The sequence below is a fragment of the Alsobacter sp. R-9 genome (genome assembly GCF_054612375.1).
The window spans coordinates 88,128-112,728 of sequence record NZ_JBTSWJ010000010.1 but is presented as its reverse complement, the minus strand read 5'-3'; the positions used below and the strand labels follow the sequence as shown (position 1 = coordinate 112,728).

At 68.6% G+C, this 24,601-nt stretch carries 23 protein-coding genes; 7 read left to right on the top strand and 16 right to left on the bottom strand.

The window, feature by feature from the left end; translation table 11 throughout:
* Both ACX9GQ_RS16680 and ACX9GQ_RS16675 read left to right on the top strand, forming a co-directional pair.
* Positions 1–1,227, top strand: coding sequence for a glycosyltransferase family protein (locus ACX9GQ_RS16680; RefSeq protein ID WP_459630696.1), 1,227 nt, complete (start codon positions 1–3; stop codon positions 1,225–1,227).
* Positions 1,228–1,310: 83 nt separating this feature from the next.
* A complete protein-coding gene (locus tag ACX9GQ_RS16675; protein ID WP_459630695.1) occupies positions 1,311–2,465 on the top strand; it encodes a DegT/DnrJ/EryC1/StrS family aminotransferase in 1,155 nt (384 codons plus the stop codon).
* A gap of 94 nt (positions 2,466–2,559) precedes the next feature.
* On the opposite strand, the gene ACX9GQ_RS16670 is transcribed toward ACX9GQ_RS16675, so the two are convergent.
* The 3 genes from ACX9GQ_RS16670 to ACX9GQ_RS16660 are packed head-to-tail and all read right to left on the bottom strand — an operon-like array spanning position 2,560 to position 5,973.
* The gene (locus ACX9GQ_RS16670; RefSeq protein WP_459630694.1) at positions 2,560–3,450 is read right to left on the bottom strand and encodes an ABC transporter permease; all 891 of its coding nucleotides are present in this window, start codon (positions 3,448–3,450) and stop codon (positions 2,560–2,562) included.
* A complete protein-coding gene (locus ACX9GQ_RS16665; RefSeq protein WP_459630693.1) occupies positions 3,440–4,387 on the bottom strand; it encodes an ABC transporter permease in 948 nt (315 codons plus the stop codon). Before ACX9GQ_RS16665 ends, ACX9GQ_RS16670 begins: the two co-directional genes overlap by 11 nt.
* Before the next feature lie 23 nt (positions 4,388–4,410).
* Complete coding sequence (locus tag ACX9GQ_RS16660; RefSeq protein WP_459630692.1) at positions 4,411–5,973, bottom strand: ABC transporter substrate-binding protein; 1,563 nt, start codon at positions 5,971–5,973, stop codon at positions 4,411–4,413.
* Positions 5,974–6,095: 122 nt separating this feature from the next.
* Between ACX9GQ_RS16660 and ACX9GQ_RS16655 the strand changes: the two genes are divergently transcribed.
* From ACX9GQ_RS16655 to ACX9GQ_RS16645, 3 genes are all read left to right on the top strand, one after another.
* Complete coding sequence (locus ACX9GQ_RS16655; RefSeq protein ID WP_459630691.1) at positions 6,096–6,815, top strand: GntR family transcriptional regulator; 720 nt, start codon at positions 6,096–6,098, stop codon at positions 6,813–6,815.
* Between the two features lie 89 nt (positions 6,816–6,904).
* On the top strand, positions 6,905–7,837 hold the full coding sequence (locus tag ACX9GQ_RS16650; protein ID WP_459630690.1) for an ABC transporter ATP-binding protein: 933 nt from the start codon (positions 6,905–6,907) through the stop codon (positions 7,835–7,837).
* Positions 7,834–8,826 (top strand): ABC transporter ATP-binding protein, encoded by a 993-nt coding sequence (locus ACX9GQ_RS16645; RefSeq protein WP_459630689.1) that lies wholly within the window; start codon positions 7,834–7,836, stop codon positions 8,824–8,826. The genes ACX9GQ_RS16650 and ACX9GQ_RS16645 overlap by 4 nt, the downstream gene beginning before the upstream one ends.
* Before the next feature lie 79 nt (positions 8,827–8,905).
* Here the strand turns inward: ACX9GQ_RS16645 and ACX9GQ_RS16640 are convergent, their stop codons facing one another.
* The 3 genes from ACX9GQ_RS16640 to ACX9GQ_RS16630 all read right to left on the bottom strand — a co-directional run bounded on the left by ACX9GQ_RS16640 (position 8,906) and on the right by ACX9GQ_RS16630 (position 12,730).
* Positions 8,906–10,081 (bottom strand): mandelate racemase/muconate lactonizing enzyme family protein, encoded by a 1,176-nt coding sequence (locus ACX9GQ_RS16640; RefSeq protein ID WP_459630688.1) that lies wholly within the window; start codon positions 10,079–10,081, stop codon positions 8,906–8,908.
* Positions 10,082–10,119: 38 nt separating this feature from the next.
* The gene (locus tag ACX9GQ_RS16635; protein ID WP_459630687.1) at positions 10,120–11,622 is read right to left on the bottom strand and encodes a M81 family metallopeptidase; all 1,503 of its coding nucleotides are present in this window, start codon (positions 11,620–11,622) and stop codon (positions 10,120–10,122) included.
* A gap of 64 nt (positions 11,623–11,686) precedes the next feature.
* The gene (locus ACX9GQ_RS16630; protein WP_459630686.1) at positions 11,687–12,730 is read right to left on the bottom strand and encodes a succinylglutamate desuccinylase/aspartoacylase family protein; all 1,044 of its coding nucleotides are present in this window, start codon (positions 12,728–12,730) and stop codon (positions 11,687–11,689) included.
* Between the two features lie 138 nt (positions 12,731–12,868).
* On the opposite strand from ACX9GQ_RS16630, the gene ACX9GQ_RS16625 reads away from it, so the two are divergent.
* The gene (locus ACX9GQ_RS16625; protein WP_459630685.1) at positions 12,869–14,038 is read left to right on the top strand and encodes a mandelate racemase/muconate lactonizing enzyme family protein; all 1,170 of its coding nucleotides are present in this window, start codon (positions 12,869–12,871) and stop codon (positions 14,036–14,038) included.
* A gap of 66 nt (positions 14,039–14,104) precedes the next feature.
* Positions 14,105–15,154 (top strand): Gfo/Idh/MocA family protein, encoded by a 1,050-nt coding sequence (locus ACX9GQ_RS16620; protein WP_459630684.1) that lies wholly within the window; start codon positions 14,105–14,107, stop codon positions 15,152–15,154.
* 127 nt (positions 15,155–15,281) lie between these two features.
* On the opposite strand, the gene ACX9GQ_RS16615 is transcribed toward ACX9GQ_RS16620, so the two are convergent.
* The 10 genes from ACX9GQ_RS16615 to ACX9GQ_RS16570 all read right to left on the bottom strand — a co-directional run bounded on the left by ACX9GQ_RS16615 (position 15,282) and on the right by ACX9GQ_RS16570 (position 24,588).
* The gene (locus ACX9GQ_RS16615) at positions 15,282–16,013 is read right to left on the bottom strand and encodes an ABC transporter ATP-binding protein (protein ID WP_459630683.1); all 732 of its coding nucleotides are present in this window, start codon (positions 16,011–16,013) and stop codon (positions 15,282–15,284) included.
* A gap of 5 nt (positions 16,014–16,018) precedes the next feature.
* Positions 16,019–16,762: an ABC transporter ATP-binding protein gene (locus ACX9GQ_RS16610; protein ID WP_459630682.1), complete on the bottom strand. Its 744-nt coding sequence runs from the start codon at positions 16,760–16,762 to the stop codon at positions 16,019–16,021.
* Between the two features lie 20 nt (positions 16,763–16,782).
* Positions 16,783–17,553, bottom strand: a complete 771-nt coding sequence (locus ACX9GQ_RS16605) for an SDR family NAD(P)-dependent oxidoreductase (RefSeq protein ID WP_459630681.1) — start codon at positions 17,551–17,553, stop codon at positions 16,783–16,785.
* Complete coding sequence (locus ACX9GQ_RS16600; RefSeq protein WP_459630680.1) at positions 17,550–18,398, bottom strand: shikimate dehydrogenase; 849 nt, start codon at positions 18,396–18,398, stop codon at positions 17,550–17,552. The genes ACX9GQ_RS16605 and ACX9GQ_RS16600 overlap by 4 nt, the downstream gene beginning before the upstream one ends.
* 14 nt (positions 18,399–18,412) lie before the next feature.
* A complete protein-coding gene (locus ACX9GQ_RS16595) occupies positions 18,413–18,853 on the bottom strand; it encodes a GlcG/HbpS family heme-binding protein (protein WP_459630679.1) in 441 nt (146 codons plus the stop codon).
* Between the two features lie 8 nt (positions 18,854–18,861).
* Positions 18,862–19,854, bottom strand: coding sequence for a branched-chain amino acid ABC transporter permease (locus tag ACX9GQ_RS16590; RefSeq protein ID WP_459630678.1), 993 nt, complete (start codon positions 19,852–19,854; stop codon positions 18,862–18,864).
* Positions 19,851–20,723: a branched-chain amino acid ABC transporter permease gene (locus ACX9GQ_RS16585; protein ID WP_459630677.1), complete on the bottom strand. Its 873-nt coding sequence runs from the start codon at positions 20,721–20,723 to the stop codon at positions 19,851–19,853. Before ACX9GQ_RS16585 ends, ACX9GQ_RS16590 begins: the two co-directional genes overlap by 4 nt.
* A gap of 71 nt (positions 20,724–20,794) precedes the next feature.
* Positions 20,795–21,958 carry an ABC transporter substrate-binding protein gene (locus ACX9GQ_RS16580; protein ID WP_459630676.1) on the bottom strand — a complete coding sequence of 388 codons (1,164 nt, stop codon included), beginning with the start codon at positions 21,956–21,958 and terminating at the stop codon, positions 20,795–20,797.
* Between the two features lie 171 nt (positions 21,959–22,129).
* Positions 22,130–23,074 carry a LysR family transcriptional regulator gene (locus ACX9GQ_RS16575; RefSeq protein WP_459630675.1) on the bottom strand — a complete coding sequence of 315 codons (945 nt, stop codon included), beginning with the start codon at positions 23,072–23,074 and terminating at the stop codon, positions 22,130–22,132.
* 119 nt (positions 23,075–23,193) lie between these two features.
* On the bottom strand, positions 23,194–24,588 hold the full coding sequence (locus ACX9GQ_RS16570; RefSeq protein WP_459630674.1) for a M20/M25/M40 family metallo-hydrolase: 1,395 nt from the start codon (positions 24,586–24,588) through the stop codon (positions 23,194–23,196).
* Positions 24,589–24,601: the final 13 nt, after the last annotated feature.

Genomic DNA, 24,601 nt, shown 5'->3' with positions numbered 1-24,601 from the left:
ATGCCTGCCACTTCCGAGAGCCGCATCCGTGTCCTCGTCGGCTACGCCAACTACACCGACCGGCTCTCCTACTACGACGACTGGCTGGACGCGTTCCGCAAGGCGCCCCGGTTCGATGCCGTCCCCTTCGACATCGTCCCGGCCGAAGCGCGTGAGCGGCTGCCGGGCCTGCTGCGGGAGGTCGATGCGGTCGTCCTGCTGCACTCCACGAACGGTGACACGACGGACTATCTCGAGCCGCACGCCCCCGCCCTCGCCGCACGCAAGGCCCCGTTGCTCACCTTCGTCGGCAACGAGGTGAGCCTGCCTGGCTCGCCGATTGCCGAGAAACGCCGGGTGCTCGCGCAGTTCCGGCCTGACATCGTGGCGACGCAACTGCTGCAGGAGGCGGGAGAGTATCTCTTCGGCGACGTCGCCGGACGGGTCGTCGCGATCCCCCACGCGCTGAACCCCGACGCGTACAGGCCGGAGCGGCCCCTCGACGACCGCCCGATCGACATCGGCGCACGGGCCGTCCGCTACCTGGCCCATCTGGGGGATGACGACCGGAACCGGATCCTCGACTGGTTCTCCGAGCATGGACCGGGGAGGGGCCTGTCGGTCGACATCTCCGACAGCCGCTTCGACCGTGCCGGGTGGGCCGAATTCCTGAATCGCTGCAAGGGCACCGTCGCGACGGAAGCCGGGACGTGGTTCCTCGAAAGGGACGACGCGACGGTCAACGCCATCCGCGACTACGTTCTGTCCCGGTCCGGGGGCGGAATCGTCATCCGCAACGATTCGCCCCTGCGCACACTCGGCCACAAGCTGCCGTGGTGGGCGCGGTCGCTGGCGCGAAAGGTGCTCAGGCACGGCCCCGTCCGACATGAAGCCCTCGTCAACGAGGCCGTCGATCCCCGTGAGATCCACGAACGCTTTTTCGCCGGTCGTGCACGGCCCGCGATCAACGGCAAGTGCATCAGTTCCCGCCACTTCGATGCCGCCGGGACGAAGACCTGCCAGATCATGTTCCGCGGCCGGTTCAACGACATTCTCGTCGCCGACGAGCACTACATCGCGCTCCACGATGACTTCTCGAACATCGACGACGTCCTTGCGCGCTTCGCGGACGCCCGGGAGCGGGTCCGGATCGCATCGGCGTCCCATGACCTTGTGATGGGCGCCCACACCTATGCGCATCGCCTCGCGAGCGTAGAGGCGGCGCTGTCGGGTGTCTCCCGCGCTTAACCGCTTGCCAAAGGGATCATCCGCCCTGTAGCCCATCGACGATAGCCCGGACCGGCCGCGCCCGGCGCGAGAGATGTGCTCCCATGAACGCCTCCCCGAACGCCCAACCCATCGCCTTCATCGACCTTGCCGCCCAGAAGCAGCGCATCGGGGCGCGGGTCGAGGCCGCCATTGCACGCGTGCTGGAGCATGGCCAGTACATCATGGGCCCGGAGGTGAAGGCGTTCGAGGCGCAGCTGGGTGCCTTATGCGGCGCGAAGGAGGTTGTCTCGTGCGCGTCGGGCACCGATGCGCTCGCCCTTGTCCTGATGGCCAGGGGCGTCCGGCCCGGCGACGCGATCTTCTGCCCGAGCTTTACCTTCTGCGCCACGGCCGAGGTCGTCGCCTGGCTCGGTGCGACGCCCGTCTTCGTCGACAGCGATCCGCGCACCTTCAACATGAGCCCGGAGAACCTGCGACAGGCGCTGGCGACGGCCCGCGGACTGGGGCTCAGGCCCGTCGGCGTGATCCCGGTCGATCTCTTCGGCCTCCCGGCCGATTACGACGCAATCCTCGCCATGGCGGAGCGGGAGGGGCTCTGGGTGCTCTCCGACGCCGCCCAGTCGTTCGGGGCCTCCGTCGGCGACCGCAAGGTGGGCACCTTCGGCCTCGCGACGGCCACGAGCTTCTTCCCCGCGAAGCCGCTCGGCTGCTACGGCGACGGCGGTGCCATCCTCACCGATGATGCCGAACTGGCGGCGGTGCTGCGCAGCCTGCGCGTACATGGGCAGGGCAGCGACAAGTACGACAACGTGCGCATCGGCATGACGGCCCGGCTCGACACGATCCAGGCCGCCATCCTGATCGAGAAGCTCGCCGTCTTCGCCGATGAGATCGAGGCACGGAACAGGGTCGCCGCCCGCTACTCCGCGGCCCTGGGCGACGTCTGCACGGTCCCGCATGTACCGGCCGGGAACGTCTCGGTCTGGGCCCAGTACACGATCCTCGTCGACGGCGACCGTCGCGACGCGGTCGCAGCGACCCTGAAGGCTGCCGGCGTGCCGACCGCCGTCTACTACCCGATGCCGCTCCACCGCCAGGTCGCCTACCGCCGCTATCCGGTCGCCGGGAACGGCCTGCCGGTGTCCGAGGATCTCAGCCGCCGGGTCCTCAGCCTGCCGATGCACCCCTATCTGGACGAGGCCACGCAGGACCGGATCATCGACGCGGTCCGCGAGGCGGTGCCTGGAGCGAGGTGACGCGCGACCGGGGGGTGGGGTCGGCGGGATCGATGCCCGTCTCGCGCGGGCGCAGGACGTCCCGGGAGCGTGATCGACGGCGTGAACCGGCGGGTTAACCCGCCTCTCGCAGCTTGCGCAGGCGAGGATCGATCACGTCGCGAAGGCCGTCGCCCATCAGGTTCAGGCCGAGCACCGTTGCCGCGATGACGATGCCGGGGAAGAAGGCGATCCACGGCGCCTCGCGGATGTAGTTGCGTCCTTCCGCGATGATGTTTCCGAGCGACGGAGCCGGGGGAGGGGGGCCAACGCCGATATAGCTCAGGATCGCCTCCGCCAGCACCGTCACGGCGAAAACGAAGGTGAGCTGGACGATCAGCGGGGAGAGAGAATTGGCGAGAATGTAGCGCGTGACGATGCGCCAGTGCCCGGCGCCAATCGCGACAGCCGACTCGACGAACGGGAGTTCCTTCACCACCAGCACGCTGGCCCGCACGACCCGTGCTGTGCGCGGCATGAAGGAGACCGTCAGGGCCAGGATGACGTTGAACTCCGAGGGGCCGAGCGCCGAGGAGAGCGCGATGGCGAGAAGCACTCCGGGGAAGGCCATCAGGCCGTCCATCGCGCGCATGAAGAGGCCGTCGAGCGCATCCACATAGGCCGCAAGCGTCCCGATCACAACGCCCGCGAGGCCGGTCGCCACGACAACGCTGACCCCGATGAAGAGCGAGACGCGTGCACCGTGCAGGACACGCGCGAAGATGTCGCGTCCGAACGCGTCGGTCCCGAAACGGTGGTCGGCACCCGGACCTGTGAGGATCGCCGAATAGTCGTTCCGGTTGGGGTCATCGGGGGCCAGCACGCCCGCGAGCGCCGCGCAGGCGACGATTGTCAGGAACAGGATCGAGCCGATCAGGAAGGAGCGGTGCTCGAGGAGCCGCACCGCAAAGCGCCACGTCCGGCGAAGCCTGACTGCCGTCCCGGAGGGCGTCGCATCAGCGGCCATGGCGCACCCGCGGATCGAGCAGGCCGTAGAGAACATCCACGACGATGTTCACGAAGACGAAGATCGCGGCCGTCATCAGCAGCCCGCCCTGGATGATCGGATAGTCGCGCCGCTGGATCGCGCCGACGATGAGGCGACCGCTGCCCGGCAGCGAGTACACGGTTTCGACCACGACCGCGCCCCCGATCAGAACGCCGGTCATGAGGCCCGCCACCGTGACGATCGGAATCAAGGCATTGCGCAAGGCGTGCACGAAGACGATCTGGGTCCTGCTCAGGCCCTTGGCTTTGGCCGTGCGCACGTAGTCCTGGCCCAGCGCGTCGAGCATGCCCGATCGCGTCATGCGCGCGATCACCCCCATCTGCGTGAAGGCGAGGGTGAGGGCCGGCAGCGTCATGGACTTCGCCCATCCGGAGAGACTTTCCGAGGGCGGGACGAAGCCGCCCGTGGGCAGCCATCCCAGATGCACGGCGAAGACGACGATGAGCATCAGCCCGAACCAGAAGTCGGGCATGGAGAGGCCCAGCAGCGCGAGTGTCATCGCGCCCTGGTCGAGCGGCCGGTTGTGGTTGACCGCCGCGAGGACGCCGAGCAGGACGCCGAACAGGATGGCCAGTATCAGGGCGATGGCGGCCAGCGACAGCGTCACCGGCAACCGTTCCATGACGGCATCGGTGACGCTCCGGTTGAGAAGATACGAGCGGCCGAGGTCGCCGTGCAGAAGGTTCCAGTACCAGTCGACCGCCCGCTGCAGGAGCGGACGGTCGAGGCCGAGGTTGGCGCGGATCTGCGCGATCTGCTGCGGGGTCGCGTCCGCCCCGGCGATCTCCGATGCCACGTCCCCGGGCACGATCCACATCAGCAGGAAGCAGACCAGGGACACGACGATCAGCACCGGGACGGCGCTGATCAGCCGGGAGATCAGGAACCGGAGCATGCGTGGGTCCGCACGAGGCGGCGTTACTCGACCCACACGTCGTAGAGGCGCGGGAACCGGAAGGTCTTGAAGCCCTTCACGTTGGACCGGGTCGCCTGGGCAAGCCCCACATCGCCGATCTTGATGATGGCGTTGAGTTCGTAGAGGCGGGCCTGGACCTTCTTGAACGTCGCCTGGCGTTCCTCGACCGTCTTGCCCGTGATCAACTCCTGGTAGAGCTCGTCGAGCTTCGCGTCGGGCTGGCGGAAGTGGGTCGTGGGACCTGCGAGCGTCGAGACGACCGCGACCGGGCCCATGTAGGGCTCGATGCCCATCACCAGCGTCCAGCCGTTCCAGCCGGTGTCCTGAAGGCGAATCTTCAGCGCCGTCGGCCAGTCGACCTGGTTGATGACGGCGTTGATGCCGACGGCCTTGAGTTGCTCCGCGATGACGACCGCCGACTTGCCGTGCTCGGGCGTGTTGCTGTCGGTCAGGATCGAGAACGGCTCGCCCTTGTAGCCGGCCTCCTGCAGCAGGGCCTTTGCCCGGGCCGCATCGCCGAGGTTGTAGAGGTTCTTGCCGATGTCGCCGGCGTCGTAGGTGGTGCCGGGATACTGCCAGCCGTGGTTGAGCCCGAAGAGGCCCTCGGTGGCGATGCCGACGATGGGTTCCATCTTCAGGGCAACCTGAACGGCCTGACGGAACTTGGGATTGTCCGCCGGGGGCTGCTTCAGGTTCATGATGAAGGTGAGGAAGCCCCAGCGCTTGTTCTCGTAGATCGAGAACTTCGGGTCGCCGGCGAGGCGCTTGGCAGTCGGCACGGGGATTTGCTCGCTGCCCTGGATCTCGCCGGCCTCGAGCGCCGCCGTCCGCGCGCCGGTTTCCGGCATGATGCGGAAGGTGATCGTGTCGAGATAGGCGGTCTTCTTGCCGCCGAAGCCGTCCGGCCCCGCGTACCGGGTGTCCTGAGCATAGTCGGCAAACTTGGCGAGCTTCACGTGGCTGTCGGGCACGTACTCGACGAACTTGTAGGGACCCGTCCCGATGAACTCGATCTTCCCGGGATCCTTGCCGGTTTCCTCCTCGGGAATGATGACGGCCGGCGCGCGCGGCGAGGCAAAGGCCTCCATGAAGGTCGGAGTCGCCTTGGCGAACTTCAGCGTGATTTCGTAGGGTCCCGTGATGTCGATGCTGGTCACCGGGTTGAGAAGGCCGGCGGTCGCACCGTGCTTGCGGTAGCGCTCCAGCGACGCCTTCACGTCCTTCGCAGTCATCTCCTTGCCGTTATGGAACTTCACGCCCTTGCGGATCGGGATCGTGTAGGTCAGCCCGTCGTCGGAGATCTTGAGAGACTCCGCCAGGATCGGCATGGGCCGAATGTTCTCGTCGTAGCCGAACAGGCTCTCGTAGATGTGCATCGTGATGTTGCGGGAGGCCTGGGACGACGTCACCATCCCGTCGAGGCTCGGCGGGTTCGACCCTTGTGCGAACACGATGGTCCCGCCGGCCTTCTGGGCCCATGCGGGAGAGGCCAGTGCGGTGGCTGCGCCGAGCGCGGCGGCCACGGCCAGGCGGCGGACAAGCCCAGAGCTGATGCAAATCCTCACGGCATTCCTCCTTGCACCCTGATGTGCCCCATTGTGCAGTCAGTCCGCGCCGACGAGGGCAGGTTGCGGCGCCGTTCGTATAATCGTATACGATACAGAACCATCAATGCAATGAGCAGGCAATGCCGAATACGGTCCTTCTCCAGTCGGATGTCCTCGAGCCCCTGAGCGACCGCAAGACGCTCGTCGAGCAGGTCGTGGACCGTATCGTCGAGGCTGCCGCCAGCGGCACGTTCCTGCCGGGAGACCGGGTGGTGGAGGCCGAGGTCGCGCGCCGCCTGCAGGTGAGCCGCGTACCGGTGCGGGAAGCACTTCGGCTCCTGGAAAGCCAGGGCATCGTCGAGAACATGCCCTATCGCGGCATGCGCCTGATGGATGTCAGCGTCGCGCGCCTGGAGAAAGTGCTGAAGGTCCGCCTCGTGCTCGAGCAACTCGCCGCCGAGGAGGCGAGGGTGGCGGCCCAGAAGAACCCGGCCATCCTCGCTCCTCTCACCCAGACGCGCGACCTGATGGTCGAGGCCGCGCGCCGGGGCGACCGCTTCGAACTGGCGCGTCTCGACACGGTCTTCCACCGCCAGCTCTGCGGGCTCACCGGCAACGAGGTTCTGCTGCGGACCTGGGAGCCGTTGTCGCTCCAGCTGACCATCATTTTCGGCCTGTCCGCCATGCAGAAGGACCTCGGCCCCATCGCGGACGAGCACACCGACATCATCGATGCCTTGCGCGGGAAGCCCTCACGGGCCGTCGCAAGCCTGATGCGCGAGCACATCGTCGACTATACGCGGGCCCTCGACCACGAAGGCTTCATCGAGCGGCTGCGGCTCTCCGGCACCACCGTTTGAGGCCCCATCCGATGCTCGGGACGGAGCAGCGGGGTCAGGCAGGCGCGGCGGGGGCGCACCCACCGCTACTCGATATCGCAGGGCTGTCGGTGGCCTTTTCGGGTCTGACGGTGGTCGACCGCGTCTCCCTCTCGCTGGGCGAAGGGGAGGTCCTCGGGATCGTCGGGGAATCAGGCTCCGGCAAGAGCGTTACGGCGCAGGCCGTCATGGGCCTTCTGCCCGCGTCCGCGACCGTGACTGCCGATCGCATGCACGTCATGGGCGAAAGCCTCCTCGGTGCCGGCGAGACACGCCTGCAGCGCCTGCGCGGTGCGGCGATGAGCATGATCTTCCAGGAGCCGATGACGGCGCTGAACCCGGTCCTCACCATCGGCCGGCAGATCGCCGAGACGCTGGTCCGCCACGACGTCGTGCCACGGGCGCAGGCATGGGAGCGCGCGGCCGAGTTGCTGGCCCGCGTCGGCATCCCGTCGCCCCGCGAGAAACTCTCAGACTATCCCCACCAGCTGTCCGGCGGCATGCGCCAGCGCGTCATGATCGCCATTGCGATCTCCTGCAACCCGCGCCTGCTGTTCGCCGACGAGCCGACGACCGCTCTCGACGTGACGATCCAGGCTCAGATCCTCGAGCTTCTGCGGGAACTGCAGCAGGAGTACCGGATGGGCATCGTGCTGATCAGTCATGATCTCGGCGTCGTATCCTCGTTCGCCGACCGGGTCGCGGTGATGTATGCTGGCCGGATCGTGGAGGATGCGCCGGCCACGGCGATCTTCGCGCGTCCCGCGCATCCGTACACGCGCGGGCTGCTCGAGAGCCGGCCGTCGGCGCTCTTCGACGCGCCGCGCCTCAAGGCCATCCCGGGCACGGTGCCGCCGGCCTTCGATCTCCCGAGCGGCTGCCGCTTCCGCACCCGCTGCGCCCTTGCCATGCAGGCCTGCGCGGAGATCGACCCGCCGCGCCTCGACGTCGGCGCAGGACATGGCGCCGCCTGCCTCACGCCGCTTGTGGAGGACCCGGCTTGACCGAAGCCCTCCTCAGTGTCCGGGATCTCAGCAAGGTGTTCCGCGGACGCAGCCGCGGCTTCCTGATGCCGCGCCCCGAGACGCGGGCCGTCGATGGCGTGAGCTTCGACATCGCGCGCGGCGAAACGCTGGGTCTCGTGGGCGAGTCCGGCTGCGGCAAGACCACGACGGGGCGCATGGTGGTGCGCCTGCTCGAGCCCAGCGCCGGCTCGATCCGCTTCGACGGCCAGGAAATCTCGACCCTGTCCGGCCAAGCGCTTCGCGCGCTCCGGCGCGACCTGCAGATCGTGTTCCAGGACCCGATGAGTTCGCTCAACCCGCGCATGACGGCCGGGGAACTGATCGTGGAGCCTCTCGTCGTGCATGGTGTCGGCGACGGCGCCGCACGTGCGAAGCGCCTGGCCGCTCTCCTCGACATCGTCGGCCTCCTGCCCCATCACGCGGCGCGCTTTCCCCACGAGTTTTCCGGAGGACAGCGCCAGCGCATCGGCATCGCCCGCGCGCTCGCCTTGTCGCCGCGTTTCCTCGTCCTGGACGAGGCGGTCTCCGCCCTCGACGTATCGATCCAGGCACAGGTCCTCAACCTGCTCCGGGACCTGCGGTCCGAGCTGTCGCTGACCTACCTCTTCATCTCCCACGATCTCGGCGTCATCCGCTTCATCTGCGACCGGGTCGCAGTGATGTATCTCGGTGAGATCGTCGAGATCGCCGACCGTACCGCACTTTTCTCGGCGCCCAGGCACCCGTACACGCAGGCCCTGCTCGCCTCGATTCCGGAGATCGGCGTCGGAAAGCGCAGCTTCCACCCCCTCAAGGGCGACGTCCCCAGCGCCAGCAACCCGCCGCAAGGCTGCCGCTTCAACACGCGCTGTCCGCACGCCACGGACCTGTGCAGGACGGTGCGGCCAGCCTTGACCGAGGTGGCATCCGGACATGCGGCGGCGTGCCACCTTCTCGGGCCGGGCACCGGGTCCGCGCGAGCGGACTGACGGCGAGACGGATCGATCCCGAAAGAGTCGGCTCCCGGCGAGGCCAGCCGGAAACGCTCCTGACGCCCAGAAACTGTCCCTACACTGAAGGTGTCGCGTAGAGGGTCTTGCCGCCGACCCGGATCTCGACGTCCACGCGATACCGTTGCAGTGCGTCCCGGCTCACGCTCATCCCGAGTCCCGGTGCGTCGGGCGCCCGGACCTCGCCGTTGGCGTCCGGCTTCAGGTGGTTGGTGGTGAGGTCCACCGCCAGCGACTTCGGCGCAACCGGGTATTCGCAGATCGTATCGTCCGCGAGCCCTGCATAGGGCTGGAGCGACGCAGACAGCGCGAGGTGCGACGTGAAGGTGTGGTTCACGTAGGTCACGCCGCGCGCCGCGGCGTAGTCCGCGATGGCCTTGGCGGGAGCGATGCCGCCGATGCGGCCGCAATCGATCTGGACGTAGCCGACCTTGCCGTAGTCGATGAGATGGCGTGCCATGAAGACGTTGTGCGCGCCTTCGCCGCCGGCGAGCTTCACCCTGGAACTGCGGGCCGCCAGGGCGCCGTAGGCCTCCAGCGCGCTGGCGTGGAACGGCTCTTCGAGCCATGTGGCCCCGGCCGCTTCGAGCGCCGGCAGGCGGGCCGCGGCGCGCTCGACGTCCTCGCCGAAGATCTGCCCGACATCGACCAGCAGGATGCCGTCGGCGCCGATGCCCTCCCGCGCGGCGGCAAAGTGGTCGGCGTCCTCGCGGGGGCTGCCGCGGCCGATCGGGCCCCACCCGTACTTCACCGCGCGGAACCCGCGGGCGCGGGCCATGCGGCCGAGGTCCAGGGTCTCCTGGGGCGTATTGCCGAAGAGTTGGGAGGCGTAGGGCACCTTGCCGTGCGACGCCTTGTAGCCGAGGAGCTTCCAAACCGGCTCGCCGCGTGCCTGGCCGAGCAGGTCCCACATCGCCATCTCGACGCCGGAGAAGGTGTGCGCCGCCTGGAGCAGGTCCATGCTGTCGTACTCGACGAGTGCGGCCATGCGGGCGATGTCGGCGGGCCCGTCGAGTGTCTGGCCGAGCACGGAATCCTGCACCGGCCGGCAGACCCCGTGGGACATCGGGCAGACGAAGGCGGCGATCGAGGGCAGCGGGGCCGCCTCGCATTCTCCCCACCCGACATGCCCGCCTCCGGCCACGCGGACGACGAGCGCGTCCTGGCTGCCGTCCGCCTCGGTCGTGACCTCGGGCATGGAGAGGTAGAAGAAGTCGACGGCCTCGATTTTCATGGGGTGATCGGGTCCTTTTGGGCTGGCTTCGGGCGGCTTCAGGCCTGCCGGGTGTAGAGCACCGGGCGCGGATGGAATTCGACGTTCGGGTCGAGCGGGTACATCGGCCGCGCACAGATCGTGTGGCCGAGCGTCGGCAGGTTGGCGGAGGTCGCGCCCGGGATGTCGATGTTGAAGTTCTTGGCCACCCACTGGTCGTACATGTGGTACTCGGTATGGGGTGACTTCACGACGATGATATCGAAGTCGCGCGGATCGAGCCCATTGGCGTAGTACATCGCCCGGTCGAACAGGCTCAGTGTCTTCGAGAAGACCACGACCGTGAAGGTGCCGAAGGTGAGCACCGCGGTGGGCCCCGCATCGAGCCCCGTTTTCATCGTCTCCAGCCGCGCCTTGCCGTCCGACAGAAGCTTCACCTGGGCCTTCACGCGCATCGGCTTGAAGCGCTTGGGGTCGATGGCCCCCCCCAGCGTCACGTCGATGGTCGCGCCGACCCCGGCCTTGTGCGCTGCTGCCGCCGCATGCGGGTCGACGATCTGCGCCAGCACGCGCTTCCTGGTGTCGGCGCGGTGCAGGCCGTCGATGATGATGGCGCTGTCGCCCGTCGCCCCAGACGACGTCGCATCGGCCGCATCGGTGAAGACGACCGGCCCCTTGATCGTCTCGGCCTGGGCGATCGCGCGTTCGAGGGAGATGAACTTGCCCTGCATGCGGAAGCGCAGCGGCCAGAACTCCTCGGCGATGCGCACGGCCTCGGCCTTGGCGGTGGCTTCGTCGCCCGCGGTGCAGACGAGCACCTGGCAGCACAGCTCCGGCACGTCGGTGAAGGGATTGCCGATCATGATGCCGGCCGCCAACGCCGTGCCGTCGCGCTCGATCCGCTGCGCCTCGCGGATGCAGTCGCCGTAGCAGCCGGACTTGGTGATGCACTCGTCGCCGCGTACCAGCGCCGGGATGACGACGCGCGCGATCGACGTCTTCAGCTTCTCGTTGAGGATGCGCACCAGCAGCTTCGCGGCGCGCTCGCCCGTGTCGGCGAAGTCGACGTGTGGGTAGGTGTGGTAGATGGCCAGGCCGTTCACCTGCCTCAACATGCGGTCAGTCAGGATGCCGTGCAGGTCGAGCGAGATGACGATCGGGATCGCCTCGCCGACGATCCTGCGCGTCTCCTGCAGCAGCCAGCCCTCGGGATCGAGTTCGCCCTCGGCACCCATCGCGCCGTGCAGCGAGAAGTACATCGCGTCGATTCCGCCCGCTGCTCCCTTCTTGATGGCGTCGACCAGTTCGCCGGAGAGCCGTTTCCAGCTGGCCGCGGCCAGCAGGCCGCCGGACCCGGCCCGCGCGCTCATGGTGAGCACGATGTCGTATCCCGCGGCGCGCAGCACCGGCAGCGCGCCGCCGAGCCCGGTGTTGAGGCCGTCCTGCGAGAGCATCTCCTCGCCGCGCTCGATGTGGAAGTCGTCGTAGCCCGACTCCAACGGGTTGAACGACGAGACTTCCTGCATGCACTCGACGATCAGGATGCGCGGGCGCGTGGTCATGGCGAGGTCCTCGAGGAGGGGTCGGCAAGATTAAGGGGAGGGCGCACCGGCGCCGCTCCGGCCGTCAGCCGTGGGCGAACTGGGCTTCGTCGAAGTCCTGCATGACGACGGCCACGCAGTCGCCGCGCTGCACGCGGCCGGGGCCCGCCGACATCCACAGGAGCCCGGACGCGCGATGCACGACCTCTATGGGCGGCGTGTCCACGTCCTCGACGAAATGCAGGAAGCCGGCGGTCTGCCCGGCCTCGATGGGTTCGCCGACGACCTGTTTCGGCTCGAACAGCCCGGCGCGCGGAGCGAAGGCGTAGCACTCGGCGCTGCGCACCATCATGTGGCGCGTGGCAGGGCTCCCGTCGCGCTGCACGGTCTCGGGCCTGCCCTCGATGATGCCGAGCTCCTTCATCACGTTGCGCACGCCGCGCTCGCCGATGCGCACCCCCTCGACGCTGACGCGCCCCCAGCCGCCGAGCTCGGTGCCGAGCGAGATGATCCCGCGGCGTTCGACGGCCGATGTAAGCGTCGCGCCTTCGTCGACGCCGCTGAACACGACATTGAAAGGAGCACCGAAGGCCTTCGCCAGCGCCATCGTGCGCTCGCGCGTTCCGGCGTCCGGCACGTAATGCATGTTGGTGGAAGGTGCGCTGTCCCCCGAGTGCCCGCAGGTGTGAAGGTCGACCGATACGTCGACCATCGGCAGGATGACGCTGTCCATGAAGTGCGCGAGCATCTCGGAGAATGTGCCCCGCGGGTCGCCCGGGAAGCAGCGGTTCATGTCGCGGTTGTCGACCGGCGACAGGCGCGTGTCATTCATGACGGCCGGGATGTTGACAGCGGGCATCATGATTACTCGGCCCTGGACCTGCTCGGGGCGCAGGTCACGGGCGAGGCGTGAGACCGCGATCGGCCCCTCGTACTCGTCGCCGTGAACGCCGCCCGTGAACAGCACCGTCGGGCCGCTGCCGTTCTTGAGGACGATGATCGGAATCTCGACCACGCCCCAGCCGGACGTGTTGCGCGAGAGAGGGGCTCGCGCATAGCCCGCCTGCCGCCCGTTCCTGTCGAAGTCGAGGTCGCAGCGGACCCGGCTTCTCGGTCTCTCGGTCGCCATGGCAGCCCTCGACAAGCTTGTTCACGGATCGTATGTTTGTATACGATTTTTGAGTGAGTCAAGCAGTGGCACAGCCCGTCCACGGGTCCGGACAAGGGCGGAATTCTCGCGCAAGACGCGATCAGGGAGGAATGACCCATGGCCGATGGACGGCGTGCTCTCGGGCCTGTCACGATCACCCGCATCGAGGCTGCGCCGCTCTTCGGCGAAAGTCCGAAAGGGGGCTGGTCGGCCGAGATCCGGCCGGAGGATTCCATCCACGCGATCGTCGCCGTCCATACTGACGCGGGGATCACAGGGTACGGCAGCGTCTTCACCGACGGCCGCCTGGTTCAGGCCGGGCTGAAGGTGCTGGAGCCCCTCTACCGCGGGGAGAACGCGCTGGAGCCCGAACGGGTCACGGAGAAGCTCCATCAGAACACGTTCTGGATGGGGCGTGGCGGTACGCTGACCCACACCATCAGCGGGATCGACATCGCCTGCTGGGACATTCTCGGCAAGGCGACGGGCCTGTCGGTCGGGCGCCTCCTTGGGGGCAGCTATCGGCGCAAGGTGCAGCCCTACTGCTCGCTGCTGATGGAAGAGCCGGACGCCATGCACCGCGTGGTCGCGCAGTACCGCGCGCAGGGGTTCCGCGCCTTCAAGATCGGCTGGGGCCCCTTCGGTCGTGCCAAGGACTACGGTCTCGACGAGGCCATCGTCGCCGCCGCGCGCGACGCGGCGGGCAAGGACTCCAAGCTCTTCGTGGATCCCGGCGCGAGCGACGCCTACTGGCCGCAGGGCCTGAAATGGGCGCTGCGCACCGCGGAGATGCTTGCCGGCTACGATGTCGGCTGGTTCGAGGAGGCGCTGAAGCCCGACGCCATCGACGACTTCATCACGCTGCGGAACGCCAGCCCGGTGCCGATTGCCGGCGGCGAGGTGCTGACCCGGCGGCAGGCCTTCATCCCTTGGATCACCAGGGGCGCGTTCGACATCATCCAGCCTGACGTGACCAAGGTCGGCGGCATTTCCGAGCAGCGCAAGATCGCCTGGCTCGCCTACGATTTCGGCGTCAAGTACATCGGCCACGGCTGGAACACGGCGCTCGGCGTCGCCGCGGACCTGCAACTCGCCTCCGCATTTCCCGATTGCGACCTCGTGGAGTTCATCGGCGGCAGCCCCTATGTCGATGGCATCCTGACGGATCCCTTCGCGCTCGACGCCGACGGTTTCCTCGACATTCCCGACGAACCGGGCCTCGGCGTGCGGATCGACCGCGACAAGATCGCCCGCTATACGCCCGATCCCGCGCCCCTTTTCGTCTAGCGCGGTCCCGTCGCGCGGAACCGAAGCCCACCATCGCCAAAACCATGGCATCGCGGGAGGATGCGCATGAGCAAGCCGTGTCGCATCGCCGTGGCCGGAGCGGGGCTGATCGGCAAGGCCCACATCGCACGCATCCTGGCCGAGCCGGGGGCGACGCTCGCAGCCATCATCGATCCGTCTCCGGACGCGCGTGAGCAGGCTGCGAGCCTCGGCGTCCCCCACTTCGTGGACGTGGAGGAGGGCCTTGCGGGCGCAAGGCCCGACGGCCTCGTGATCGCCTCGCCCAATCGCTTCCACGTTCCCCATGCGCTCGCGGCGGTTGCCGCGGGCGTGCCGATGCTGCTCGAAAAGCCGCCTGCCGACGATGTCGCGGGCGCTCGCCGGATCGTGGAAGCTGCCGAGCGCGCCGACGTTCCCATCCTCGTCGGCCACCACCACCGGCACAGCCCGCTGATCAGCCGGGCCCGGGACGTCGTTGCGTCCGGACGTCTGGGGCGGCTCACGGCCGTCAATGCCATGTGCCTCTACAAGAAGCCCGACCGCGGCTATTTCGATGGCGCCGGGTCATGGCGACGCGAGCCCGGCGGGGGGGTGGTGCTCATCAACCTCATCCACCTCATCGATGATCTGCGCAACCTGTGCGGCGACGTCGCCTCGGTGCAGGCCCTTCAATCCAGCGCCGCGCGCGGCTTCCCGGTTGAGGACACGGCGGCGGTGCTCCTGCACTTCGCGAACGGCGCGCTCGGCACGATCGTCATCTCCGACTCGGCGGTGGCGCCCTGGAGCTGGGAGCTCACGTCCGGCGAGAACAAGGCCTATCCGCGTACGGACGAGTTCTGCATCGTCGTGGCCGGCACGCAGGGGTCGATTGCCGTCCCGACGCTCGAGACGTGGAGCCATGAGGGTGACGGCTGGTGGACGCCCATCCGCGTCGACCGGATGGTGGTGCCGGAGCAGGACCCGCTCACACTGCAGATGCGCCACTTCACCGACGTGATCCGACGCGAGGCGAAGCCGATCATCGATGGTCGCGAGGGGCTGCGCACGCTCGCCACCACACTCGCCGTGAAGGAGGCCGCGGCAACGGGCCGCGCGGTGGTGCCGGCGCGGGAGTGAGTAGCGACGGCCATCGCCGGATCCCTCCCGCGGGCCTGACGGTCGTGCAGCGTCGCCTTGAGGTCGGGACGTCGCCTATCCGGCCGGTTGTTGGCCGATCCACCTGTGCGGCGCGTGCGCCGAACGCTCATCCCGCCGTCATCGCCCCGCCGAGGAAGAGCTGCCCGACCTGCGGGTCGTGCAGGATCTGCTGCGCGGGGCCGTGCATGCGGGTCTGGCCGAGCTCGAGGACGATCGCCTCGTCGGAGATCTGCAGGGCGGAGCGGGCGTTCTGCTCGACCATGAGGATGGTCACGCCCTTGGCCCGCAGGTCTTTCAGGATGTCGAAGGTGTCGGCGACGAGCTTGGGCGAGAGACCGATGGAGGGCTCGTCGATGAGCACGAGCCTGGGCTCCAGCAAGAGGCCGCGGGCGATCTCGAGCTGCTTTTGCTCGCCGCCGGAGAGGGTGGAGGCCTGCTGGCGGGCCTTCTGCTTCAGGGCCGGGAAGCGGTCGAGCGCGGCGGCGATGCGGGCGGGCGCGTCGGTGATGCCGGAACCCGCAGCCACGAGCCCCAGCTCCAGATTGTGGAGCACCGAGAGCTCCGGGAAGATGTTGCGGCCCTGGGGCACGTAGATGATGCCCGCCTCGAGCTGCCGGCGCGGGGGGGCATTGGTGACCTCGCGGCCCTCGAACGAGATGGTCCCCGAGCGCACCGGCAGCATCCCGAAGATGGCCTTGAACACGGTCGACTTGCCGGCCCCGTTGGGGCCGATGACCGTGGTGATCGTCCCGCGCGGGACCGAGAACGTCGTGCCGTTGAGGATCGTCATCTGGCCGTAGCCGCCGACGACGCGGTCGAGTTCGAGCAGGGCCGCCATCGCCCTCAGTCCCCCAGATAGGCGTCGATGACGGCCTGGTTGGCCCGTACCTCCGCCGGCGTGCCCTGCGCGAGCACGCGCCCCTGCGCCAGCACGAGGACGCGCGAGCACAGCTCCATCACGAACTCCATGTTGTGCTCGATGACCACGAACGTGGCGTCGGTCTCGGCATTCATCGCCTTCAGCCGCTCCTTGAGGTCGCCCAGCATCGTCAGGTTGACGCCGCCGGCCGGCTCGTCGAGCAGCACCAGCCTCGGCCCGGCCATGAACGCCATCGCGGCGTCGAGCAGCTTCTGCTGGCCGAAGGAGAGGCTGCCGGCCTTCGCGTCGGCGAGGTGGGAGAGGCGGAAGAAGCCGATCATCCGCTCCGCGGCCCCGGAGAGGCCCGCGTCCCGCGCGCCGAAGAGGCGCGATACCATGCTGCCGTGGTGCTCCTGCCCCGCGAGGATCAGGTTCTCCCGCACGCTGAGCTCGGGAAACACCTGCAGCAATTGGAACGTGCGTCCCACGCCCATCCTGTTGAGCTCGGCCGGCGGCAATCCGGTGATGTCGCGGCCGTCGAGCGTGACGCGGCCGGCGGTGGGCATGAGCTGCCCGAGGATGCAGTTGAACAGCGTGGACTTGCCGCAGCCGTTCGGGCCGATGATGCCGAGTATCTCGCCCTCCTCGACCGAGAACGACACGCCGTCGACGGCGGAGATGCCGCCGAAGCGCTTCGACAGGTCGCGGACGTCGAGGACGGTTCCCACGCGGCGCTCCTCCCGTCCCCTCACATCGTCCCGGTGATGCCGCCGTCGACGACGAGCTGCTGGCCGGTGATGTAGTCGCCGGCGCGCGACGCCAGCATCAGGGCGACGCCGCCGATCTCCTCCGGCTGGCCCCAGCGCTTGAGCGCGGTGCGGTCGACGACGCGCTTCACGAAGGCTTCGTCCGACAGCAGCGGCCGGTTGAGGTCCGTCTCGAAGTAGCCCGGCGCGATCGAGTTGCAGGTGATGCCGTAGGGGCCGAGCTCGGCCGCCAGCGAGCGCGTCAGGCCGGCGAGCCCGCTCTTGGAGGCGACATAGGCGTGGATGGTGGCGCGCCCGAGGATGCCGGTGATCGAGGACGTGAAGATCAGCTTGCCCGAGCCGCGCGCCTTCATCGGCACGGCCGCGGCCTGGGCGAGGAACAGGGCCGAGCGAAGGTTGGTGTTGATCACCGCGTCCCACGCCTCGAGCGTCCATTCGCCGAGCGGCGCGCGGTTGACGAGCCCGGCATTGGCGACCAGCACGTCGAGGTGCCCGTGGTCGGCGATGACCTTCTCCACGGCGGCCTTGCCGGCGGCGGGATCGGCGGCGTCGAAGGCGGCGGTGCCGCAACGGATGCCCTCCGCTGACAGCGCCGCAGCGCTTCTGGCGAGCGTCTCGATGGAGCGGCCGTTGATGACGACGGTCGCGCCGGCGAGGCCGAGCGCGCGGGCCATGGCGAAGCCGAGGCCGCGCGACCCGCCCGTGACGAGGGCGACGCGGCCGGTTATGTCGAAGAGGCTGGAGGGGGTCATGACGGGATCGACGCCTCGATCATCGCCCTGAGTTCGGGCGTTACCTCGGGAAGGATGCCGAACCACGCCTGGAAGGCGGGCCGGGCCTGGTTGAGCAGCATGCCGAGGCCGTTCACCGTGCGGTTGCCGCGCGCCCGGGCGGCGGCCAGCAGGGCTGTCTCCTTCGGGATGTAGACGATGTCCGACACCATCGCCCGCGCCGGCAGCCGGCCGAGCGGCATGTCGAGCGGCGGCTGCCCGGACATGCCGAGGCTCGTCGTGTTCACGAGAAGCGCGCAGTCGGCGACCGCGTCGGCCCGCACGGACCAGTCGTGCACGGTCACCGGGGCGCCGTAGTCCCTGGCGATGGCTTCCGCCCTGTCGCGCGTGCGGTTGATGAGCCGGATCTCGGGCGCACCAGCGTCGGCCAGCGCAGCCACCACGGCCCGCGCGCCGCCGCCGGCCCCGAGCACGACGACCGGCCCGGCGTCAGCACGCCACGTCGGGTCCGCCTCGCGCAGGCTGGCGATGTAGCCGAAGCCGTCGTTGTTGGTGCCGTGCAGCGATCCGTCCGCGCCGACTACGACACAGTTGAGCGCGCCGATGCGCTTCGCCATCGGGTCGATCGTGTCCATCACCGACATCGCCGCGACCTTGTGCGGCACGGTGATGTTGCAGCCGGCGAAGCCGAGCGGATGCAGCGCCTTGAGCGCCGCCACGAGCCCCTCGGGCTTGATGGCGAGCGGCACATACGTCCCCAGCAGCCCGTGCTGCTCGAACCAGTAGTTGTGCAGCTTCGGGGACCGGGAGTGCATGACGGGATGGCCCATCACGCCGGCAAGCAGGAAGCGGTCCTGGGACGCCATGGCAACCTCGACGATCAGACGGCCTGTGCCGCACGCGCGGCGTTCAAGATGGCGGCGATGCCGAGGGCGGAGAGCTCCTCGTCCTCCGCGTCGGAGAGGCCACTGACGGCGACAGCGCCCACGACCTCGCCGTCGACGACGACGGGAAGGCCGCCGCCGAAGCCGGTGTAGCGGGGGTCGCCATAGTAGGCGATGTCGATGCCGTTCTCCGGATGGCGGACGCGCCGGCCGACATCGGCAGACGGGCGGCGCAGCCGCGCCGACGAATAGGCCTTGTTGGTCGCCACCGCGACCGAACTCAGCGGCGCGCTGCCCATGCGCAGGATGGCGATGGTCTCGCCATGGGAATCGACGACCGCGATCACCGCCGTCTTGCCGCGCGCCGCCAGCGCCGCGCGGATCGTGTCGATGGCGACGCGGGCATCCTCGTCGCACAGGGTCATCGTCTTTCGCATGGATGTCCTCACGTCGTCGAACGGGCGGTCGTCTCGGGGGCCGGCGTCTTCGCCTTCGCAGGCCGATAGAGGCGCTCGCGCAGCATGGTGAAGAGGCCGGTGATGCCCTTCGGGCACACGATCATCAGCAGCACGACCAGCGCCGAGTAGATCAGCAGGTAGTAGCCCTGCGTGAAGCGGAGCCACTCCGGCAGCAGCAGGTCCACCAGCGCGCCGAAGAACGGGCCGAGCATGGTGCCGGCGCCGCCAACGAGCACCATCAGCAGCAACTTCAGCGAGTAGGTAAGCTGGAAGGAGTTCGGCTCGATGAACTGCACGAGCGGCGCGTAGAGGGCCCCCGCGAAGCCGCCGAAGGCCGAGCCGATGGCGAAGGCCATGAGCGTGTAGCGCCGCACGTTGACCCCGAGCGAGGCGGCCCGCAGCGGGTTCTCGCGCAGCGCCACGAAGGCGCGGCCCCATGGCGAGCGCACGATCCACCACTTCACGAAGGCGAACACGGCCAGCATGGCGAGCGCGAAGTAGTAGAAGTCGGCGTTGCGGTTGGTGGAGAAGCCCAGCACCGTCGGCCGGCGGATGTCGTTGATGCCGTAGATGCCGTTCGTCAGCCACTGCTCGTTGCGCAGCAGCAGGAACACCAGCGTCGTGAAGGCGAGCGTCACGAAGGCAAGGAAGTGGTGCTGCACGCGCAGCGCCGGGTAGCCAAGGCACCAGCCGACGGCGAAGCACAGGCCGCCGGCGCAGGCGAAGGCGACGAAGTAGGGCACGCCGGCCCCGGTCATAAGCGCCGTGGTGTAGGCCCCGATCCCGACGAAGGCACCCTGCGCCAGCGAGATCTGGCCCGCATAGCCGAGGGTCAGGTTGAGGCCGAGCGCGGCGATGGTCGTCACCGCCCACAGCGCGAGCAGGTAGACGCCGTAGGAGCGCAGGAACATCGGCGCCGTCAGCAGGAAGGCGATGGCTGCGACGGCCGCGAGCCAGCCGAGGATGCGCAGGCCGTTCATACGGTCCGCTCCTCCATGCGCCCGAGGAGGCCCTGCGGCCGGAACAGGATCACCACGACGAGCAGCAGCAGCGGAACCGCCGAGCGGTACTGCGCCGACACGTAGGCCGCGCAGAGGTTGTCGAGCACGCCGAGCAGCACGCCGCCGAGGATGGCGCCGCGCACCTGGTTGAAGCCGCCGATGATGGCGGCGACGAAGGCGGCGAGGCCCAGCACCTCGCCGTTGGTGAACTTGGCGAGGTAGATCGGGCTGATCAGGATCGAGGCCACCGCGCAGAGAACGGAGTTGATGAGGAACGTGTAGAGGATCATCCGCTCCACCTCGATTCCGAGGATGCGGGCGACCGAGGGGTTCTGCGCCGTGGCCTGCATCATCCGGCCGAGACGCGTGTGCTGCAGGAAGAGGTGCAGCGCGACGACGACCGTGACGGCCGCGACCAGCACCGCGAGGCTTTGCGCCGAGAACACGGTGCCGAGGATGGTGATGTCGGCGTCGGCGACGAGCGAGGGGAAGGGCTGCGCCTGCGAGGAGTAGAAGTCCTTCACCGCCTCCCGCATGAAGAGCGACAGCGCAATCGTCGCCACCACCAGCGGCAGCACCCCGTGGCGCAGCATCGGGTCGACGATCACCCGCTTGAAGAGCACGCCCAGCACCAGCATCGAGACGGCGATGCCGGCGAGTGCCGCGAGCGGGAAGGGGAGGCCGAGGTTCATCGCCACGAGGACGAAGAACGCCGGCACCATGACGAATTCGCCCTGCGCGAAATTGATCGTCTGCGACGTCTGCCAGATCAGCGAGAAGCCGACCGCGATCAGCGCATAGATCGCGCCGGTCGCCAGTCCTGACACGAGCAGTTGCAGCACGGGCATGGGCAAATCCCCGATGGGCGGCCGGCGATGCCTCGCCGGCCGTCAGCCTCGGAAATGACGGCTTGCGCCGGTCACTTCAGCTTCGGCAGCACCTCGACGATCTTCTGGCTGCCGCCGACCACCTCGCCGAGGAAGCTTGCGCGGTCGATGTCGCCGTTCTTGTCCCAGGTCGCCTCCATCAGGATGCCGGGCTCCTGGGCGGGCGTGATCGTCAGGTCCTTCATCGCCGCGGCGAAGGCCTTGCTGTCGAACTTCCCGAGCTTCTCGGTGACGTGCTTGATCGTGTAGACCGCGACGTAGCCCTTGATGCCGTTGTGGTCGTTCGCGTAGTTGAACCGCTTCTTGAACTTCTCGCCGAACTCCTTGAGCGAGGCCACCGGGGCGTCGGCGGAGAGGCCGACATGGCCCTTCACGCCGTTGGCGGAGTCGCCGGCGAGCTCGATCACCTTTTGCGAGAGCAGCGTCGTCTCGCCGATCAGCGCGCCCTTCAGCGACTGCTTGCGCGCCTCCTTGAGGAAGCGGGCGCTCTCCTCCTCGTTCGTGTAGACGAACACCGCGTCGGCGTTGGCGGCCTTCAGCTTCACGACGTCGGCGGCGAAGTCGACCTGCCCCGACTCCGTCGAGATGTCGGCGACGACCTTGATGTCGCGCGCCGCCATCTCCTTCATGAAGTTGTCGCGCCCGCCTTTGCCGAAGTCGTTGTTGACCCACAGCACGGCGACGTTCTTCGCCTTGAGGCCGTCGCGGATGTAGTTGGCGATCTTCGGCATCGAGAACTGCTGGCCGAAGGAGGTGCGGAACACGTAGGGGTTGCCCTTCTGCGTGATGGCCGCCGCCTCGCCGCCGACGATCTCCGGGATCTCGTTCTGCTGCGCGAGGTTCATCGTGACGAGCACCGAGCCGGAGAACACCGGGCCGAGGATCACATAGGGCTTGTCGTCCATCACCTTCTGCACCTGCGCGCGCGCCACGCTGGCGTCACTCTGGGTGTCGAGGTGGGGCACGTTCAGCTTCTTGCCGAGGATGCCGCCCTTGGCGTTGATCTCCTCGACGGCGAGGATGATGCCGTCGCGCCAGTTGGTGCCCGACACGGCGCCGGCGCCCGACAGTTCGACGATGTTGGGAATGAAGACGGTATCCTGCGCCAGCACGGGCGTCGTCAGCACCGGTGCGGCGAGCGCGCCTGCGGCGAGGCCGAGCACGGCCATCCGGCGATTCACGGTTCGATTCGACATCAGCGTTGTCCTCCCTCGCAGGTCCGGCTCATGCGGCGGCCGGGCCTTGTTCCGGTCGTCCCCGCCGGCACCGTCTCGTTGCGGACGGCTTCGGGAGGACGTCAGCGCGCAGTATGCACCGATTGGCCCATACCGCGATGACCTTTTCTTGCGCCCGACATAACATCATGTTCACACTGCCGCCTCGCGGACTTCCGCCTCCATCTCCTCGCGCAGCAGGCCGATGAAGAGCTCGGCGTGGCGCGACAGCGGCCGGTCGGCGCGGGTGGCGACGAAGCTCGTGAACCGCGTCGGCTCGCGGATGCGCAGCACCTTCACGCCCGGGAGGTTGCCCCTTGCCACGGCGAAGGGGTCGATGATCGCCACGCCGAGGCCGGAGCGCACGAGGCCGATGCTGGTGACGCCGAAGCGCACGTGGATGGAGATGGTGAAGGGGATGCCGAGCTGCCGGAACACGTCGGTGGTGATGCGCCCGTACGGGTCATCCGGTGTCACGCCGACCAGCGGATAGCGCGCGATGTCGCGGGCGCTCACGGTGTCGAAGGCCGCCAGCGGGTGGTCCTCCGGCACGACGCACCGCAGCCGCCCCTCGACCAGCGGCACGACATCGATGCCGGGGTGCTCGAAGCCGTAGCTCAGCACCGCGAGCTCGCACTTGTTGAGCAGCAGGTAGTCCTGCGCCTCCTGCACCTTGATCACGTCGAGGTCGATGCCGAGCTCGGGAAAGCGCTCGCGCAGGCGCCCCAGCGCGCGCGGCACCATGACGTTGGACATGGACGGGACGGATGCCAGCTGGAAGGCCGTGCCGGCGCCCCGGTCGATCTGCCGCAGCACGTATTGCAGGTCGTCGACGCGGGCGTAGACCGCGTTGATCTGCTCGAAGATGTCCTCGGCCGCCCGGGTGGGGAAGTAGCGGTTCTGGGTGCGCTCGAAGAGCTTCAGCTTCAGCGAGCGCTCCGTGTACTTGATGAGGCGGCTGATGCCGGGGGCCGAGACGCCGAGGAGCCGGGCGGCGCCGGCGATCGTGCCGGCGATCATCACCGCGCGCACGACCTCGATCTGACGCAGCGTCAGCATGGTACGCCGGCCGTCGGCGAGGGGTGGGGCGTTCGGCACGCGGGCCGGTCCTCCTGCGTCGGGCCGCAGGCGGACGGCCCGGGCGCGCCGGGCCAGACTTCACGGAAAATCCGTGCCCGGCAACGGTGGCGCGACGCCGCGCCGCGCGTACTCCCCGGTCAGCGCGGCGGAAGCCGCCCCAGTCGGCTCAGCAGCGCCGCGCCGGTCCTGATGCCGTTCAGGTAGCACTCGAGCTTCAGGTTCTCGTTCGGCGCGTGGTTCGCCTCGTCGGCATTCGCGTAGGGCACCACGAAGGCGTCCGTCCCCAGGATCTTGGTGAAGACGTAGTCGGGAAGGCTGCCGCCCGCGCTCGGATAGAGCAGCGGCTCGACGCCCTGGGCGTCGACGATGGCTTCCCGGATGGGCCCGGCGAAGGGCGAGTCGAGCGGCGTGGTCGAGGGCAGCATCCCGTTCATCGGGATGAACTCCACCTCCGGCGCGTGCTTCCTGATGTGCGCGGCGACCTTCTCGAAGACGTCGGCGGGCGTCATCGCCTCCACGAGGCGGATGTCGCACTTGGCGAAGGCCTCGCAGGGCAGCACGGTCTTGGACCCCGGCCCGCCGTAGCCGCCATGCAGGCCGTTGATGGTGAGCGTGGGATGGAACATCAGCCGGTCCGCCACTCGCCGGTCCTGCGGCGCGTCGAGGCGCTTCAGGGCGAGCTCCTCCATCACCGCCTCGCGGGTCATCGGCAGCGCGGCGGCGGCCTTCCGGGCGAGGTCGGAGGGCGGGACGATGCGGTCGTGGAAGCCCTCGATGGTGATCTCCCCGGCGGCGTTCTTCATCGTCCCGAGGAGGTGGACGAGCGTCCAGATCGGGTTCGGCGAGACGCCGCCGAAGTTGCCGGAGTGCAGGTCACGCTTCGCGCCCTTCGCGCGCAGCTCGAACGAGGCGACCCCGCGCACGCCGAAGGTGATCGTAGGCCGGCCGGATTCGTGCAGCGGCCCGTCGGCGGTGACGACGAGGTCGGCCTTCAGCCGGTCGCGGTGCTGCTCGACGAAGGAGGCGATGTGCGGGCTGCCGATCTCCTCCTCGCCCTCGAGCAGGAAGATCACGTTGCACGGCAGCTCCCCGTGCACCTTCAGGTGAGACTCGATCGCCATCAGCTGGGCGAAGTGCTGGCCCTTGTTGTCGCCGATGCCGCGCGCCCAGATGCGTCCGTCGCGGATGGTCGGCTCGAAGGGCGGGCTCACCCACAGGTCGAGCGGATCCGGAGGCTGCACGTCGTAGTGGCCATAGAGCAGCACCGTCGGCGCGCCGGGCTTCTTCTCCCAGCGGCCGAGCACCATCGGATGGTGCGCCGTCGGCAGGGCCTCGGCCTCGAAGCCGAGCCCCTTCAGCATCTCCACCAGCATCGCCGCCACCTCGCGGATGCCGATGTCGTGGGCGCTGATCGACGGGTGCCGGACATAGTCCATCACCCGCCGGATGAAGCTCTCCTCGTTCGCCCGGATGTGGGCGAACACCTGGTCGAGGCCGGCCGGCGTCGCGCCGGGGGAGGGGGTGTGGGTCATGGTCGCCTCCGGC